The sequence below is a fragment of the Nocardia sp. CC227C genome (assembly GCF_030767025.1).
GTDB lineage: Bacteria > Actinomycetota > Actinomycetes > Mycobacteriales > Mycobacteriaceae > Nocardia.
This window is the reverse complement of record NZ_JASITE010000011.1, coordinates 157,295-174,690: the sequence shown is the minus strand read 5'-3', so window position 1 is coordinate 174,690 and position 17,396 is coordinate 157,295. Positions and strand designations below refer to the sequence as shown.

At 69.2% G+C, this 17,396-nt stretch carries 13 protein-coding genes; 4 read left to right on the top strand and 9 right to left on the bottom strand.

Annotated features, from left to right (window positions below; all coding sequences use genetic code 11):
* Window positions 1-620 precede the first annotated feature (620 nt).
* The 3 genes from gltB to QMO76_RS22775 all read left to right on the top strand — a co-directional run bounded on the left by gltB (window position 621) and on the right by QMO76_RS22775 (window position 8,250).
* Entirely contained in the window at window positions 621-5,324 is a 4,704-nt protein-coding gene (gltB, locus tag QMO76_RS22785) for a glutamate synthase large subunit (protein WP_306363353.1), read from the top strand.
* 136 nt (window positions 5,325-5,460) lie between these two features.
* Window positions 5,461-6,930, top strand: coding sequence for a glutamate synthase subunit beta (locus tag QMO76_RS22780; protein ID WP_306363352.1), 1,470 nt, complete (start codon window positions 5,461-5,463; stop codon window positions 6,928-6,930).
* A gap of 423 nt (window positions 6,931-7,353) precedes the next feature.
* Entirely contained in the window at window positions 7,354-8,250 is an 897-nt protein-coding gene (locus tag QMO76_RS22775) for a cutinase family protein (RefSeq protein ID WP_306363351.1), read from the top strand.
* A 54-nt stretch (window positions 8,251-8,304) separates the two neighbouring features.
* Here QMO76_RS22775 and QMO76_RS22770 read toward each other — a convergent pair whose 3' ends face one another.
* The 3 genes from QMO76_RS22770 to lysX form a co-directional block, all read right to left on the bottom strand.
* A complete protein-coding gene (locus tag QMO76_RS22770) occupies window positions 8,305-8,988 on the bottom strand; it encodes a histidine phosphatase family protein (protein WP_306363350.1) in 684 nt (227 codons plus the stop codon).
* A gap of 55 nt (window positions 8,989-9,043) precedes the next feature.
* The gene (locus tag QMO76_RS22765) at window positions 9,044-9,259 is read right to left on the bottom strand and encodes a hypothetical protein (RefSeq protein ID WP_306363349.1); all 216 of its coding nucleotides are present in this window, start codon (window positions 9,257-9,259) and stop codon (window positions 9,044-9,046) included.
* A gap of 129 nt (window positions 9,260-9,388) precedes the next feature.
* Entirely contained in the window at window positions 9,389-12,757 is a 3,369-nt protein-coding gene (gene lysX, locus QMO76_RS22760; protein WP_306363348.1) for a bifunctional lysylphosphatidylglycerol synthetase/lysine--tRNA ligase LysX, read from the bottom strand.
* A gap of 136 nt (window positions 12,758-12,893) precedes the next feature.
* Here lysX and QMO76_RS22755 point away from each other — a divergent pair, with 136 nt between their 5' ends.
* Window positions 12,894-13,115, top strand: coding sequence for an RNA-binding S4 domain-containing protein (locus QMO76_RS22755; RefSeq protein WP_306363347.1), 222 nt, complete (start codon window positions 12,894-12,896; stop codon window positions 13,113-13,115).
* Between the two features lie 122 nt (window positions 13,116-13,237).
* Here the strand turns inward: QMO76_RS22755 and rraA are convergent, their stop codons facing one another.
* The 6 genes from rraA to QMO76_RS22725 form a co-directional block, all read right to left on the bottom strand.
* Window positions 13,238-13,759: a ribonuclease E activity regulator RraA gene (rraA, locus tag QMO76_RS22750; RefSeq protein WP_306363346.1), complete on the bottom strand. Its 522-nt coding sequence runs from the start codon at window positions 13,757-13,759 to the stop codon at window positions 13,238-13,240.
* A gap of 101 nt (window positions 13,760-13,860) precedes the next feature.
* On the bottom strand, window positions 13,861-14,322 hold the full coding sequence (locus QMO76_RS22745) for an SRPBCC family protein (RefSeq protein WP_306363345.1): 462 nt from the start codon (window positions 14,320-14,322) through the stop codon (window positions 13,861-13,863).
* Between the two features lie 59 nt (window positions 14,323-14,381).
* Window positions 14,382-15,239, bottom strand: a complete 858-nt coding sequence (locus QMO76_RS22740; protein WP_306363448.1) for a CopD family protein — start codon at window positions 15,237-15,239, stop codon at window positions 14,382-14,384.
* Between the two features lie 89 nt (window positions 15,240-15,328).
* The gene (locus QMO76_RS22735; RefSeq protein WP_306363344.1) at window positions 15,329-15,862 is read right to left on the bottom strand and encodes a copper resistance CopC family protein; all 534 of its coding nucleotides are present in this window, start codon (window positions 15,860-15,862) and stop codon (window positions 15,329-15,331) included.
* Complete coding sequence (locus QMO76_RS22730) at window positions 15,859-16,503, bottom strand: YcnI family protein (RefSeq protein WP_306363343.1); 645 nt, start codon at window positions 16,501-16,503, stop codon at window positions 15,859-15,861. The genes QMO76_RS22735 and QMO76_RS22730 overlap by 4 nt, the downstream gene beginning before the upstream one ends.
* A gap of 216 nt (window positions 16,504-16,719) precedes the next feature.
* Window positions 16,720-17,208 (bottom strand): hypothetical protein, encoded by a 489-nt coding sequence (locus tag QMO76_RS22725; RefSeq protein ID WP_306363342.1) that lies wholly within the window; start codon window positions 17,206-17,208, stop codon window positions 16,720-16,722.
* Between the last annotated feature and the right edge of the window lie 188 nt (window positions 17,209-17,396).

Here is a 17,396-nt window from a genome sequence, read left to right as displayed (position 1 = left end):
TGCTGTTACCTGTCTCCCAGGCGCTCTCGCCGGGCCGGTGAGGTGTCCGGAGAGTTAGCCACCTTACGTCCGGTTTATCCGAAGTGATTGCGGGGAAATCTGTTTCGATGCAGGTGAGAGGGCATACCGGCATGTGAGCGGGGCGATCCTCCGCTCGGGCCGGTCACCTGGACAACAGTGGCGAACTCGACTGAAACGATGCCGCTCGGCTGCTTTACACTAGAGAACGCGCAGGTAGTGGAGGATCGATGGAGAAGCCCAGCTAGACGCTGTTATTAGTGCAACCTAAGTTGGTTGGGCTCGAGTCCTGACTTATCGTTTGCTCTTACGTCGAACACGACAAGTTCGGCATATCGCCCCAACAGCCGGGACCAGATCGGTGCCCAGACTAAAGGGCGAAAACGGCGCGGCAGGTAGCCAACACGTAAGCGTTGGGTTACCGCCGAGCACCCGACTAGGAATTCGAAGCGGGTGGACAACTAGAGAGTTGACTGCACGGAATGACCATCAGCGCCGCTGGTCAGGAAGCCGACCGTGGACGCAACGTCCGGGCGCAGTCTGACGAAGGCGTTCGACGAAGGCCGCATTCTTCGAAGGCCTGTTTTTGTGAAGGCAGAGGCATGACGCAACTTCCTGGCCACAGGTCCCCCACCGGCGGTGCCGGTTACGGGCACGGACCCCGCGGGCTCTATGATCCGGCGAACGAACACGACGCCTGTGGTGTCGCATTCGTCGTCGACATGCACGGCCGTCGCAGCCGCGACATTGTCGACAAGGCAATCACGGCACTGCTGAACCTGGAGCACCGAGGCGCAGCCGGCGCGGAGCCGAACTCCGGCGACGGCGCGGGCATCCTGATCCAGCTCCCGGATCGCTTCTTCCGGGCGATCGTCGACTTCGAGCTGCCCGCCGAGGGCTCGTACGCCACCGGCATCGCCTTCCTCCCGCAGGCCCGCCGCGAAGCCGCGCGCGCCGCCTACCGGGTCGAGAAGATCGTCCGCGAGGAGGGCCTCGAGGTCCTCGGCTGGCGCGAGGTGCCGATCGACGAATCGTCGCTGGGCGCGCTGGCCCGCGACGCCATGCCGACCTTCCGGCAGATCTTCATCGCCTCGCCCCAGGCTGATGCCGATGGCCGTTCCGCAAGCTCCACGGCTGGCACCGAGCAGCTCTCCGGCATGGACCTGGAGCGGCGCGCCTACGTGGTCCGCAAGCGCATCGAGCACGAGCTCGGCAAGGCGGGCGCCGGTGCGGGCGCGGTCGGCAAGGAATCGGTCTACTTCCCGAGCCTGTCCGGTCAGACCTTCGTCTACAAGGGCATGTTCACCACGCCGCAGCTGCGCGCGTTCTACCTGGACCTTCAGGACGACCGCGTCGAATCCGCGCTCGGCATCGTGCACTCCCGCTTCTCCACCAACACCTTCCCCTCGTGGCCGCTGGCGCACCCCTTCCGCCGGGTCGCGCACAACGGTGAGATCAACACCGTCACCGGCAACGAGAACTGGATGCGCGCCCGTGAGGCGCTGCTGAACTCCGATGTCTTCGGTACCGACGCCGAGGGCAACAACCGCCTGGAGAAGATCTTCCCCGTCTGCACCCCGGGCGCGTCGGACACCGCGCGCTTCGACGAGGTGCTGGAACTGCTGCACCTGGGCGGCCGCAAGCTGCCGCACGCCGTGCTCATGATGATCCCGGAGGCGTGGGAGCGCCACGAGAACATGAGCCCCGCGCAGCGCGCGTTCTACCGCTACCACTCGTTCCTCATGGAGCCGTGGGACGGCCCGGCGTCGGTGTGCTTCTCCGACGGCACCGTCATCGGCGCGGTGCTGGACCGCAACGGTCTGCGCCCCTCGCGCATCTGGGTCACCGACGACGGTCTGGTCGTGATGGCCTCCGAGGTCGGCGTGCTCGACATCGACCCCGCCAAGGTGGTCAAGAAGGCGCGCCTGCAGCCCGGCCGCATGTTCCTGGTCGACACCTCGCAGGGCCGCATCATCGGCGACGAGGAGATCAAGGAAGAGCTGGCCGGCGAGCACCCGTACCAGGAATGGCTGGACGAGGGCCCGACCAAGCTGAGCGATCTGCCCGACCGCCCGCACGTGCACATGTCGCACGACCGCGTGCTCATTCGCCAGCAGATCTTCGGATACACCAACGAAGAGCTGAACCTGCTGCTCGCTCCCATGGCGGAGAAGGGCATGGAGGCGCTCGGCTCCATGGGCACCGACACCCCCATCGCGGTGCTGTCCAACCGGTCGCGGCTGCTGTTCGACTACTTCGCGCAGCTGTTCGCGCAGGTCACCAACCCGCCGCTGGACGCGATCCGCGAGGAGGTCGTGACCTCGCTGCGCACCCTGATCGGGCCCGAGTCCGATCTGCTGCACCCGGGTCCGGAGTCCTGCCGTCAGATCACCCTGACCCAGCCGATCCTGGACAACGACGAGCTGGCCAAGCTGGTCCACATCAACGACGACGGCTCCCGACCGGGGCTGCGGTCGGTGGTCGTGCACGGCCTGTACCCGGTCAAGAAGGGCGGCAAGGGGCTGCGCAAGGCCATCGAGGCCGTGCAGCGCCAGGTCTCGACGGCCATCGACGGCGGCGCGCGCATCATCGTGCTGTCCGACCGCGAGTCCAATGAGAAGCTCGCCCCGATCCCGTCGCTGCTGCTGACCGCCGCCGTGCACCACCACCTGGTGCGCGAGCGCACCCGCACCAAGGTCGGCCTGGTCGTGGAGGCCGGTGACGCCCGCGAGGTGCACCACATGGCCATGCTGATCGGCTTCGGCGCGGCGGCCATCAACCCGTACATGGCCTTCGAGTCCATCGAGGACATGCTGGAGCGCGGCGCGCTGTCGCTGGGCACCGGGTCGGTGGAGTCCGACTTCAGGAAGGCCGTCGCCAACTACAACAAGGCCGCGGGCAAGGGCGTGCTGAAGGTGATGTCCAAGATGGGCATCTCCACCGTGGCCTCCTACCGTGGCGCGCAGCTGTTCCAGGTGGTCGGCCTGTCGCAGGCGCTGTGCGACGAGTACTTCGTCGGCCTGAACTCGCCGCTGGACGGCATCGGCCTCGACGACATCGCCGACGAGGTCGCGGCCCGGCACCGGCTGGCGTTCCTGGAGAACCGCAACGAGCGCGCGCACCGCGAGCTCGAGGTCGGCGGTGAGTACCAGTGGCGGCGCGAGGGCGAATACCACCTGTTCAACCCGGACACGGTGTTCAAGCTGCAGCACGCCACCCGCTCGGGGCAGTACTCCATCTTCAAGGAGTACACCAAGATGGTGGACGACCAGACCGAGCGTCTGGCCTCGCTGCGCGGCCTGTTCAAGTTCAAGTCCAAGGGCCGCAACCCGATTCCGATCGACGAGGTCGAGCCCGCCAGCGAGATCGTGAAGCGGTTCTCGACCGGCGCGATGAGCTACGGCTCCATCTCCGCCGAGGCGCACGAGACCCTCGCCATCGCGATGAACCGGCTCGGCGGCCGCTCCAACTCCGGTGAGGGCGGCGAGCATCCGGCGCGTTTCGAGCCTGAGGAGAACGGCGACTGGCGGCGTTCGGCCATCAAGCAGGTGGCCTCGGGCCGCTTCGGCGTGACCGCGCACTACCTGACCAACTGCACCGACATCCAGATCAAGATGGCGCAGGGAGCCAAGCCCGGTGAGGGCGGCCAGCTGCCCGCGCACAAGGTGTACCCGTGGGTCGCCGAGGTCCGGCACTCCACCCCGGGCGTCGGCCTCATCTCGCCGCCGCCGCACCACGACATCTACTCGATCGAGGATCTGGCCCAGCTGATCCACGACCTGAAGAACGCGAATCCGCAGGCGCGGATTCACGTGAAACTTGTCGCGGAGCCGGGCGTCGGCACCGTTGCCGCGGGTGTGTCCAAGGCGCACGCCGACGTGGTGCTGATCTCCGGCCACGACGGTGGCACCGGCGCCTCGCCGCTGACCTCGCTCAAGCACGCGGGCGGTCCCTGGGAGCTCGGCCTGGCCGAGACCCAGCAGACGCTGCTGCTCAACGGTCTGCGCGACCGCATCGTGGTGCAGGTCGACGGTCAGATGAAGACCGGTCGCGATGTCATGATCGCCGCGCTGCTGGGCGCCGAGGAGTACGGTTTCGCGACCGCTCCGCTGGTGGTCTCGGGCTGCATCATGATGCGCGTGTGTCACCTCGACACCTGTCCGGTCGGCGTCGCCACCCAGAACCCGATCCTGCGCGAGCGCTTCACCGGCAAGCCGGAGTTCGTCGAGAACTTCTTCATGTACATCGCCGAAGAGGTGCGCGAGCTGCTGGCGTCGCTGGGTCTGCGCACCCTGGACGAGGCCGTCGGCCGGGTCGACCTGCTCGACACCACCGCGGCCAAGTCGCACTGGAAGGCCAGCAAGCTGGACCTGTCGCCGATTCTGGACGACGTCGAGACGGCGTTCATGTACCAGGACCGCCGCCGGACCAAGGACCAGGACCACGGTCTGGACAAGGCGCTGGACAACCAGCTCATCACCCAGGCGCGCGACGCGTTGGAGCGCGGCAAGCCGGTCAAGTTCGAAACCAAGATCACGAACGTGAACCGGACCGTCGGCACCATGCTCGGCCACGAGGTGACCAAGCTGTACGGCGGCGCGGGCCTGCCCGACGACACCATCGACATCACGTTCACCGGCTCCGCCGGCAACTCCTTCGGTGCGTTCGTCCCCGCCGGTATCACACTGCGCGTGCTCGGTGACGCCAACGACTATGTGGGCAAGGGCCTCTCGGGTGGACGCATCGTCGTCCGGCCGTCGGCCGACGCGCCCGCCGAGTTCGTGGCGGAGCAGAACATCATCGCGGGCAACGTGATCCTGTTCGGCGCCACCAACGGCCAGGCGTTCATCCGCGGTGTGGTCGGCGAGCGCTTCGGCGTCCGCAACTCGGGCGCCACCGCGGTGGTCGAGGGCGTGGGCGACCACGCCTGCGAGTACATGACGGGCGGCCGGGTGGTCATCCTCGGCGAGACCGGCCGCAACTTCGGCGCTGGTATGTCGGGCGGTGTCGCCTACGTCTACAACCCGAACGGCACCTTCGCGGGCAATGTCAACCCCGAGCAGGCCGATGCCATCGAGCCGCTCTCGGGTGAGGACTTCACCTGGCTGCACGACATCGTGGCCCGCCACCGCGACGAGACGGGTTCGGCCGTGGCCGAACGCATTCTGAGCGACTGGTCGCAGCAGGTGAACAACTTCGTGAAGGTCATGCCGCGCGAGTACAAGAAGGTCCTGCTCGCCATCTCCGAGGCCGAGGCGTCGGGGCGGGATGTCGATGAAGCCATCATGGAGGCCGCTCGTGGCTGATCACTTCAAAACCGCGGGTGCGGCGGCGAAGCGCTGCGATCACTCGAGGCCGCTCGTGGCTGACGTTACTGCGGTGCGACGCACCAGCCTTGTTCGGTGCGCCGGATGGCGCGTTAGCTTTTGTCAGGAGTCGTAAATGGGTGACGCACAGGGCTTCCTGAAGCACACCAAACGGGAACTGCCGACTCGCCGTCCGGTGCCGCTGCGCCTCATGGACTGGAAAGAGGTCTACGAGGAGAACTTCTCCCACGAGACCCTCCAGCGCCAGGCCAGCCGCTGCATGGACTGCGGTATTCCCTTCTGCCACAACGGCTGCCCGCTGGGGAACCTGATTCCCGAGTGGAACGACCTGGTCTACAAGGGCGCGTGGAAGGAGTCGTTCGAGCGGCTGCACGCCACCAACAACTTCCCGGAGTTCACCGGCCGCCTGTGCCCGGCTCCGTGCGAGTCGTCCTGCGTGCTCGGCATCAACCAGGATCCGGTCACCATCAAGCAGGTCGAGGTCGAGATCATCGAGAACGGTTTCGACGAGGGCTGGGTCACCCCGGTGTACCCGACCCGTCTGACCGGCAAGAAGATCGCCGTGGTCGGCTCCGGCCCGGCCGGCCTGGCCGCCGCGCAGCAGCTGACCCGCGCGGGCCACACCGTGACCGTGTTCGAGCGCGACGACCGCATCGGCGGCCTGCTGCGCTACGGCATTCCGGAATTCAAGATGGAGAAGCGCTTCATCGACCGCCGCCTGGCGCAGATGGAGGCCGAGGGCACCGTCTTCAAGACCGGCGTGAACGTGGGCGTGGATATCACCGCCGAGCAGCTGCGCGAGCAGTTCGACTCGATCGTGCTGGCCGGTGGCGCGACCATCGCGCGCGACCTGCCGATCCCGGGTCGCGATCTGGACGGCATCCACCAGGCCATGGAGTTCCTGCCGCTGGCCAACCGGGTGCAGCTGGGCGACGCCATCACCGACGACGAGGGCCTGCCGCCCATCAACGCCAGGGGCAAGAAGGTCGTCATCATCGGTGGCGGTGACACCGGCGCGGACTGCCTGGGCACCTCGCACCGGCAGGGTGCGGCCTCGGTGCACCAGTTCGAGATCATGCCGCGTCCGCCGGAGGAGCGCGCCGCGTCCACCCCGTGGCCGACCTACCCCCTCATGTACCGGGTCTCCTCGGCGCACGAGGAGGGCGGCGAGCGGGTGTTCTCGGTCAACACCGAGCGTTTCGTCGGCGCGGACGGCAAGGTCACCGGCCTGCAGGCGCACGAGGTGCAGATGGTGAACGGCCGTTTCGAGAAGGTGGAGGGCACCGACTTCACCCTCGAGGCCGATCTGGTGCTGCTGGCCATGGGCTTCGTCGGCCCGCAGAAGAACGGCCTGCTCGAGGATCTGGGCGTCGGCTACGACCAGCGCGGCAATGTCAAGCGCGACAACGCCTGGCAGACCACCGTCCCCGGCGTCTTCGTCGCGGGCGACATGGGCCGCGGCCAGTCCCTGATCGTGTGGGCCATCGCCGAGGGCCGTGCCGCCGCCGCCGCGGTGGACAAGTACCTCGAGGGCGATTCCGCCCTGCCGTCCCCCATCACCCCCACCATGGTGGCGCAGCGCTGACCCGCTGAGCCGAACACGTCACGACGCCCACGGACCCGACTCCGTGGGCGTCGTCGTATCCGCTTGTCGGCTGTGATGCGCGTCGAGTCTGCCCCGCGGGGGGTGGGTGCGGAGCGGTCGTCACGGTCTCGGCGCGGCGCTCGGCCCGCCGGAGTGGTGGACGTCACAGAGCCGGTGCGTGAAAGATGTTGGCAGCAACGCAAATCGGACGTTTTCCGGCAGTTGGTCGGCGGCGACGCCTAGCCCCCTTTATCCTTGTCACCGGTGTGTCGCCGATCTCTCGCCGGCGTTGAGTTCGCGAATCTCATACGGGTGGGGTTACCTGCGTTAACTCGGTGTGCACGGAAACGTCATCGGACGACCGCACCATGATCGGGAATCGGGACGTGAGCGCTACGTCCCGGGCAGGTGAACTGGAGCACTATGCGGTTGAAGAAGATTGTCGCCGCTGCGGGGGCAGCGGCGAGTGTGTTGTCCGGCGTCGTGCTCGGCGGTGGTGGATCCGCGGTGGCGGATCCGGGATGCCCGAGCCTGTACACGGTCGCCGTCCCGGGGACCTGGGAGACCGGCGCGGACAAGGATCCCGAGCACGGCATGCTGTCGGGTGTGACCGACGGGCTACCCGGGCGCGTGGACTACGTGAACTATGCCGCGACCGCCTTCCCGTGGGAGGGCGACGTCTACGGCGCGTCCAAGGCGGAGGCCACCGCGAACGCCCGCAATCTGGTGCGGGCCATGGCGGCGCGCTGCGGCTCGACCAAGATCGCGATCGTGGGCTACAGCCAGGGCGCGGACGCGGCCGGTGACCTGGCCTCCGAGATCGGCACCGGGATAGGTCCGGTGTCGCCGGACCGGATCGCGGCCGTCGGCCTGCTCTCCGATCCGCGGCGTTCGCCCGCGGACATCCAGGTCGGCCCGGCCGCACCGGGCGCCGGGGCCGGCGGCCCGAGGGTCGGCGGCTTCGGCTGGATCGCCGACCGGGTGCGCACCGTCTGCGCCATCGGCGACCTGTACTGCTCGACGGAGGAGAGCGACTTCGTCATGCGCTTCGCCGGATTCCTCGCGCAGGCATCCAATCCCAGCCCGGCCAGCATGTGGCGCTACCAGCAGGAACTGGGCGCGATCATGACCGATCTGATGGCACAGGGCGGGTTCCCCACCTTGCAGGCGCAGCTCAGCGAGGACGCCAACCAGCAGCGCATCGAGCAGCTGCGGCAGTTCTACGGCACCGGCACCCACCAGATGTACGGCAGTTACCCGGTCGGCGGCGGCCAGACCGCCGTCAGCTGGATGCACAACTGGATCGCGCGATCGGCGTAGTCCGCGCGCACCGAATCGGCGAGGGCCGTCCCGCTGGGGCGGCCCTCGCTCGTATCAGGACCGCAGCGCGCGGGGGAGCAGATCCCACACGTGGCTGTTCTCGTTGACGGTGGCCGCCGTGCGACGCCCGCTGCGCGAGTACAGGATTCGAGTGACCGAGCAGTAGTCGATCGGGAAGGTGAGCGGGCGTTCGAGGCCGAGCACATCCTGGAGCAGCACATTGATCACGCCGCCGTGCGCGAAGGCGACCACCGTATCGGTGTGGTCGGCGGCGGCGACGATCGCCGCGACCGAGTCCAGCACCCGGGTCGTGAAGGCGGCGGCGTCGATCTGGTCTGGAATGTATCCGGCCTTGATCCGCTCGTACACCTGCTGGAACTCGTGCTGCGCGTCCTCGATGGGGATGTATACCGGCAGGTCGCGATCGTATTCGGCGAGACCGTCGCAGACGTCGACGTGCAGGCCCAGCTTCTCCGCGGTGGGCCGCGCGGTTTCGCGGGCGCGCAACTGCGGGCTGCTCACCACCCGGGCCACCCGGTGCGGGGCGAGCACGCCCGGAACCCGCCGGGCCTGCTGGACGCCGATCTCGGTGAGATCGGGATCGGCCGCCACGGCGGTGCCGTGAGTGCCTGCCACGGCGGTGCCGTGAGTGCCTGCCGCGGCGGTGCCGTGGATGCCTGCCGCGGCGGTGCCGTGGATGCGCTGCGGCTGGGCGTGACGGACGAGGATCAACTGCACGACTTCTACTGTGCCGTACGCCCGACCCGGACCGGGGGTCCGGGTCGGTCCGCCCCTACTTCTTCTTGCGCTGGGTGACCAGGTAGACGATGCCGAGAATCAGCACCACCAGCCCGATGCAGCAGATCGCGCCGAAGATCAGGCCGCCCTTGCCGCCGCGGCTCTTCTTGCGCTTGGCCTGGTGCTCGAGCGCGGCCGTCCAGGTGTCCGGACTGGCCCAGACCGAATGGTCGAGCAGACTGGCCTGGGTCATCAGGTCCAGGTAGTACATGTGGGAACCCCCGTTCGGTGCGCGGCCCGTGGCACGGGCCGATCGTCGAACGGTAGTCGCGCCGATGCCACGCCGTGTTAATACGAGCAGGTCAGGGCGCGACACACCGTGCGGCACCGGATTCCGCCGTCACCGTGAATCGTTCTGCGCGGTACGCGGTTTCACCAATGGGAAGGGCAGCGTCTCGCGGATGCTGCGCCCGGTGAGCAGCATGACCACGCGGTCCACACCGACGCCGAGCCCGCCGGTGGGCGGCATGGCGTGCTCGAGCGCCTGTAGGAAGTCCTCGTCCAGCTCCATGGCCTCCGGATCGCCGCCCGCCGCCAGCATGGACTGCTCGGTGAGCCGCCGGCGTTGTTCGAGCGGATCGGTCAGTTCGCTGTAGGCGGTGGCGAGTTCGACGCCCCAGGCCACCAGATCCCATCGCTCGGTGACCCCGGCGATGTGCCGGTGGGCACGGGTCAGCGGGGACACCGAGGTGGGGAAGTCGATGTAGAAGGTGGGCTCCTCGGTGCGCGACTCCACCAGGTGCTCGTACATCTCGAGCACGATCTGACCCTCGTCCCAGCCGAGCTGGTAGGCCACCCCCGCCTTCTCGCACAGCAGCCGCAGCCGCTCCATATCCGTTTCGGGAGTGATGGTCTCGCCGAGCGCCTGGGAAACCGCGCCGTGCACGGTCTTGACCGTCCACTCGCCGGAGATGTCCACCTCGGTGTAGCCGCCGTCGCCGTCGGGCCGCAGCGCCACCATCTTCCCGTTGGCCGCCACCGCCGCCTGCTGCACGAGCTGACGGCAGGCGTGCATCATGCGCTCGTAATCACTGTGCGCCTCATAGGCTTCCAGAATGGTGAACTCGGGATTGTGGCTGTAGTCCACCCCCTCGTTGCGGAAGACACGGCCGAGTTCGAAGACCTTCTCCATCCCGCCCACGCACAGCCGCTTGAGGTACAGCTCCGGTGCGATGCGCAGATACAGGTCCAGGTCGTAGGCATTGATATGGGTGGTGAAGGGGGTGGCGTTGGCCCCGCCGTGCACCTGTTGCAGCACCGGGGTTTCCACCTCCAGGAACCCCCAGCCGCCGAGGGTGTCGCGCAGGGAGCGCACCACCGCGCTGCGCTTGGTGAGCATCTCGCGGGTCTCGGTGCTGACCGCCATGTCCACGTAGCGCTGCCGCACCCGCGCCTCGGGATCGGCCAGGCCCTTCCACTTGTCCGGCAGCGGATGCAGGCATTTGCCGATCATCCGCCAGTCCTGCGCCAGCAGGGACAGCTCGCCGCGGCGGCTGCGGCCGATCTGTCCGCTCACCTCGATCAGGTCGCCGAGGTCGAAGAACTCGTCGAATTCGGCGGCGCGTCCGGTGCCGACCCGGCCGCGGTCGATCAGCAGCTGGATCTCGCCGGACCAGTCGCGCAGCAGCGCGAACACGACGCCGCCGTAATCGCGAATCCGCAACAGCCGCGCGCACACCCGCACCGTGGTGCCCTGCGGCGAGCGTCGGGCCGCGGCGATGGTGTGCGTCGGCGGGTAGGCGACCGGGTAGGCGTCGACGCCGCGTTCGGTGAGCCGCCGCAGCTTGTCCATGCGCACCCGCACCTGCTCCGGACGGCGCGGCCCCGGATCGGTCGCGGCGTCCACGGCCAGGTCGGGTGCGCTGCCGTCGGCGTGCAGGCCGGTGATGGTGTCGGGCACCGAGGAGGTCACGCCGGTGTGCCGGGACGCGTCCGGCTGGGTGCCGAAGCGCGGCAGGAAGCCCTCGGCCAGCGCGCTGGCGATGGCCACCCGCGGCAGTTGCCGCCGATCCTCGAACATCGAGAACCGCGGCACCCAGACCGGCTGGTACTTCACATTCGACCGGTACAGCGCCTCCAATTGCCACCAGCGCGAGAAGAACATGAGGATCGAACGCCACAGGCGCAGCACGGGTCCCGCGCCGATCCGCCCGCCCTCCTCGAACACCGCGCGGAAGACCGCGAAGTTGAGCGAGATGCGGGTGATGCCGTACTGCTCGGAATTGAGCGCCAGCTGCGAGATCATCAGCTCCATGATCCCGTTGGGGCCCTTGGGGTCCCGGCGCATGAGGTCCAGGGAGACGCCGGTGCGGCCCCACGGCACCAGCGACAGCATGCCCAGCACCCGGGGTTCGTCGTTCGGGCCGACGCAGGCGGCCGGGTCGATCGCCTCCACCAGCAGGCAGTTTCCGTCGAGCGGGTCGCCGAGGCGGCCGAGGGCCATGGAGAAGCCGCGCTCGGTCTCGGTATCGCGCCAGGCGTCGGCGCGGGCGATCACGTGCCGCATCTCCTCCGGCGGCACTTCGGCGTGGCGGCGCACCCGCACCACCATCCCCTGTTTGCGCAGCCGGTTGGCGGCCTGGCGCACCTGCTTCAGCTCCGGCCCGGCCAGCGAGAAGCCGCGGGTCTCCAGAATCGCCTCGTCGCCCAGCCGCAGCGCCGACAGTCCGGCGCGCCGGTAGGCGGTGGCGCCGGCCTCGCTGGCGCCCATGACCGCGGGGGCCCAACCGTATTCGTCGCACATGCGCAGCCAGGCGTCGATGGCGTGCGGCCACGCCTCCCGCAATCCGATGGGATCGCCGGAGGCCAGGCACACCCCGAGCTCCACCCGGAAGGTGAGCGCCGCCTTGCCGCTGGGCGCGAACACCACCGACTTGTCGCGGCGGGTGGCGAAGTAGCCGAGCGAATCCGCCACATCGGAGCGCTCCAGCAGTCCGCGCAGCGCCGACTCGTCGATACCGGTGAGCGCGTTGGCCGCGCGCTGCGACCGGAACAGCACCACCGCGGCGGCCACCACCGCCGCCGCGCCGAACAGGCCGAGCAGCAGGTTCACGAAGTGCGGTGGATGCCCGTCGAAGTTCTCGTTGCTCACCAGGATGGCCGCGGTCACCCGGGAGACCGCCCACGCCGGTCGCTGGATGCCGCCGGGCAGGCTGCCGGGGAACAGCTCCACCAGCCCCCAGCCGATGACGCAGCCCGCGGCCAGTCCGCCGCCGAGTACGGCGAGCGCCTTCCGCACCGCGCCGGGGCGTACTCGGGTGTAGAACTCCGGCCAGGCGGCGATGAGCACCCCGATCGCCGCGAGGTGCACGATCAGGGCGACCAGGGCGTGATAGTCGCGCGCGGCCGCGAATTCGATTCCGTTCGCCAGCGCGTACACGGCGAGGTAGCCGACCAGCACCCACCAGGCGATGCGTTTGCGGCTTGCGGTCGCGCCCGCCAGCAAGCCGACCATGAGCGCCCACATGAGGCTGGTGTCGGGGGCGTCGAAGTAGTAGTCGTCGAGGTAGTGACGCAATCCGGAGGTCAGGTAGCGCAGGGCGGGGGAGACGCTCCACAGCGCACAGCACACGGCGAAGACGCCCAGTGCGAGACCGGCGAGGTGCGGCACCTCGCCGAAGCGCCCGTGCCCCCGGTGCGGAACCTCCGGTGACCGCGCCTCCGGTCTGTGCTCGGAGTCGTGGTGGTGCCGGTCCTGCGTCGAAGTCACCGCACCAGTGTGTCTGGTGCGGCGGCACATTGTGGAGAAGCCACCGGGTACGTGTCTCGCCACGGTGACCGTCGCCTACCGGCCGGTCGCGAGGTCGCGTTTTGGCGCGGGAGCGTCGGCGGGTGAGGATGTACCCATGTCGGATCCTGTCGATGTGCCGATCGCGGACGAAGTCATTCGACTCGGCCAATTCCTCAAATTGGCGAACCTCATCGATTCCGGTTCGGAGGCCAAGACCGTGATCGCCGAGGGTCTGGTGCGCGTCAACGACGAGGTCGAGACGCGGCGGGGCCGTCAACTGCGGACCGGCGACGTGGTGACGCTGGCGGGTCACAGGGCCCGTGTCACGACGGGGTGAGTAGCACCCCGCATCCCGCCTCTGTGACAACTGGTGTCGCAAGGCGAGGGTAACTCGTGGGGTACGCCCGAAATCGGTTCGGCACACGACCGCCGGCACGCATGTGTGACAGTTGACGGCTCTCAGCTGTGCGCTGAAGTCTCGGGGAGGCGGTCCAGCACCACGACACCGTCGTGGTCGCTGTAGAGCATGTCGCCCGGCACGAAGGTGACGCCGCCGAACTCGACCGGCACGTCCTTGTCGCCGGAGCCGGTCTGGGTGCTCTTGCGCGGATTGGTGCCCAGCGCCTTGATGCCGATGTCGAGGGTGCGCAGGATGGCGGAATCGCGGACCGCGCCGTTGACCACGACACCGGCCCAGCCGTTGTCCACGCCGCGTCCGGCGATGATGTCGCCGACCAGGGCGGTGTGCACGCTCGCGCCGCCGTCGACGACCAGTACCCGGCCCGCGCCGGGTTCGCTGAGGGTCTGCTTGACCAGCAGGTTGTCCTGGAAGCAGCGGATGGTCACGATGCGTCCGGCGAAGGTCTCGCGGCCGCCGAACTGAATGAACTGGGTGTCGCAGCTGCGGATCTCCGGGCCGATCTCATCGGCCAGGTCGGCGGTGGCGACGGGGTTCGCTGATGCGTTAGCTGAATCGGTCACGGGGTTCATCTTCCCCTGTGGTTACCGATGAGTATTCGCGGCCCCTCGGGGGCGGCGGCATACCGGGGTCGACGTCGTCGGCGACCATCCGGATGCGTGGGTCAGGCGTTGGCGTCGCTGCGGTGGTACGCGGCGATCTGGGTGGTCAGGTGGTGCGTGGAGTTCTTCACGGCCATCTTCACGAACGGTTCGATGGTCTTGCCCAGCAGTTTGCCCGCGATGCCGCCCGGCACCCGGTAGTCGACGATGGCGTCGACGGTGCAGGCGTGCTCGCCCTCGGCGTGGAACAGGAAGGTGGACTCGATCTCGAAGCCCTTGATGGATTTCACGCCGATGGCGAAGTTCTCTTCGTGGCGCACGATCTCGATGGTCGAGTGCAGGGTGACGGGGCCGAGTTGAATGGTGCCGTCGAAGGTCGCGCCGACGCCCTCGGTCTGCTCGGTGAGCGGGGTGAACGCACTGATCTCGGTGATGAACTTCGGGAGATTGCGGTAGTCGTTCACATAGGCGAACGCGGATTCGGCCGAGGCCGCGCAGTCTGCGATGATCTTGACTTCGGTCATGCGCTCGACTGTAACGTGTTCTAGTTTCAGTCGGCGGGTCGGCTGCGTCACACCAGGTCTCACGCGGTCACGGCGAGTGTAGCAGCGAGTCCGAAGACGACCGCGATGGCGACCGTCTCCAGCACCGCGCGCCGCAGCGAGGACGCGGCCGTCATGCGGTGATCGGCGGCCACCGGCACCCAGCGCTCGCGCCACCACCAGCCCAGCGCGATCAGCGCCGCCAGCAGCACGGTCTTGGCCAGCAGGATACGGCCGTAACCGGTGCTCACCAGCGCCGTGGGCGCGCCGACCCGCACCAGGCCGTTCACGACGCCGGTCAACCCCACCACCGCCACCAGCGGCAGCGCCCACGCCGAATAGCGGGGCAGCAGCACCGCCCACTCACCGCGGGTGCGCACCACCAGGGCCAGCGCCAGCAGCAGCCCGAACCAGGCCGCCGCCGCCAGCGCGTGCACGGCGGCCAGCACCGAGCCGAACGCCTGCTGTGACATATGCCCCGTGATCGGCCGCAGGACCAGCGTCACCGCGGCGAACACCAGCACCAGATCGGGGGTGGCCCGCTCCGGCAGCCGGAAACCGAAGGCGCTGTAGGCCGCCACCGCACCGCTGCCGAGCAGAATGGCGATGCCGATCTGGCCGCCGCTCACATCGGTGAGGAAGTCACCGAACTGCCGCGCGCCCAGTTCGCCCGCCGCGACACCCAGCACCTCCGCGGCTTCGAAGGCGAGCACGGCGAATTCCAGTGCCGCCCACAGCCCCGCCGCGATGGCGAGCACCCGCCACGGCGTGTCGAGCCGGTCGTGCAGTCGGGGAAGGGCGGCCAGGCCGAGCACCGCCGCGCCCGCGCAGTCCGCCAGCGCGCGGGTCGGTGCCTCGAGCTGCACCGCGTCGGTCCCGGCCAGCGCCCAGGCCAGCATCGTGCCCAGCAGACCCGCCGGGACGACCAGCAGCAGCCAGCGTCGGATGCCACCGGTCTCCCCACGGCGATCGGTGCGGTCGGACCGGCTCACGGACGTCGCTTGCCCCGTCCGCCCAGCAGCGCGAAGGCGAGGCCGCCGCCGAACAGCACCACCGCGCCCACGATGAAGATCCACAGCGGGAAGCCGCCCTCGTCGCCGTCCTCGCCCGCCTTGGCGTTCGCCTTCGGGCCGGGGGCGCCGGCGCCCTCCTGGGTGAGGGTGAAGCTGATCTTGCCGCTCACCGGGTGGCCGTCCGCGGAGGTGACGCGATAGGCGATCTTGTACTCGCCGGCCGGGCCCAGCTCGCCGACCGCCACACTGATGGTGCGGCCGTCCACCGTCGGCTCGCCCTTCGACCAGAGATTGCCGTCCGGGCCGGTCACGGTCATGGACGGGAAACTGGTCTGGAGATCCTCGTTGAAGGTGACCGTGGCCCGCTCCGGGCCTGTCGCGATCTCCGCCCCGGCGGCCGGGTCACTGCCCACCACCGACGAATGCGCACTCGCGGTGCCCGCGCCCAGCAGGGCCATACCGCTCACCAGCAGGCCGGTGACCACACCGGCGATCACACGTCGCATCATGACCGGCGGCTCCGCAGGACCGCGCCCAGACCCAGGGCCGAACCCAGCGCGCCCAGCGCCAGGCCGATGCCGCCGAGCCAGCGGGCGGTGGTGTCGGTGTCGCTCTCCGCGGCGGTGGAACTGCCGTGGGTGTGGCCGTCGCCGTCGCCCGCGGCGAGAGTCAGTGTCGGAGCGGGGCGTTCGGGTTCCTCGCCGTCGGCAGTCACCGGCTGGTCCCAGTTCACGACCTTGCCGTCACTGTAGGTCTGGGCGGCGGCGAAGCTCACGGTCTCGGTCTCGGGGAGTTTCCCCAGGGAGATCGCGAAACGCTGGAACTGGCCCGGACCCACGCCCGGGTTGCCGGGATCGGCGGTCCAGGTGACCGACGTCGCCTCACCGTCGGAGTTGCGGTCGACCTTCGCGGTCCAGCCGGGGAGTGGCTCGGTGCGCGCGCTCTTCAGGTTCGGCAGCGTGACGACCAGTTCGGTGGTGGACGCGGTATCGGATTCGGTCGGCACCCGGAAGGTGGCGACGGTGTACCCGCCCTGCTGTGCGCCGGGCGCGTCCACGGAGACATGTGCGAAGGCGGTGCCCGCGCCCAGCAGCGTGAGGCTCGCGGCCGCGACGGCCGTGCCGAGCGCACGCGAAACGGTGGTGTGCATGAGTGAATGGCCTTTTCTGACAAAGGTTCGGTGGGTGTTTGGGGCATTCGGGCCGTCGTCGGCACGGGGAACGGTGTCGCCGCCCACGGCGTGACCGGTGCTGTCGGCCCAGCGCGCCGGTGTGCCGTCGGCCGGTGCCGCGAGCGTTCGGCCGGTGTGGTCGGCGCGGCGCGTCGACGGTGTGCGGCGGCGGCGCGGCAGCCCGTTCGGCTGTGGTCAGCGACAGCCCGGGACGGGCGGTGCGCGGGGGCCGATCGCACCGACGGCATGCGGGTGCCCTACCGCCCCCGCCGCACTCGGCCACCGGCTCGCCCCACCGCGTGGCGGCGGCGCGGCGGGCCGGGTGGTCGCCACCCGAACCGTCTGGGAGACGAGCCCGTACAGTCGCTCGGTCACCGCCAGCAGCACCGCGCAGCACCCGGCCGCCAGCACATGGGCGGAGATCATCCACCGGTCGCTCACCGCACCCGAGTCGTGGTCGTGCCCGGAGAGCACCGACAACGCGCCATGGCAGGCCAGCTGCCCGGCGAGCAGCCAGCCGAGCAGCGCCGCCCGGCTGCGCGACGGCCCCGCCGCCACCCCGACCGTCCCGGCGATCATCAGCAGCAGCGTCACACCCGCCGACTCGGGAATGTCGGCCCCGGCCGCCCCGTGCGCGGCAATGGCCAGCGCCGCGACCGTGACCCCGACCAGGAACCCGCGCATCCGGTGCGGTTCGTGCTGTCGCGCAGGTGATTGCGTACCGTGCGCGAGCGGTCCCGGTCCGACGCGCATCCGGTGCGATTCGTGCTGCCGTGCAGGCGATTGCGCGCCGTGAGTGAGCGGTCCCGGTCCGGCGGGTATCCGGTGCGGTTCGTGCCGTCGTGCAGGTGATTGCGTACCGTGCGCGAGCG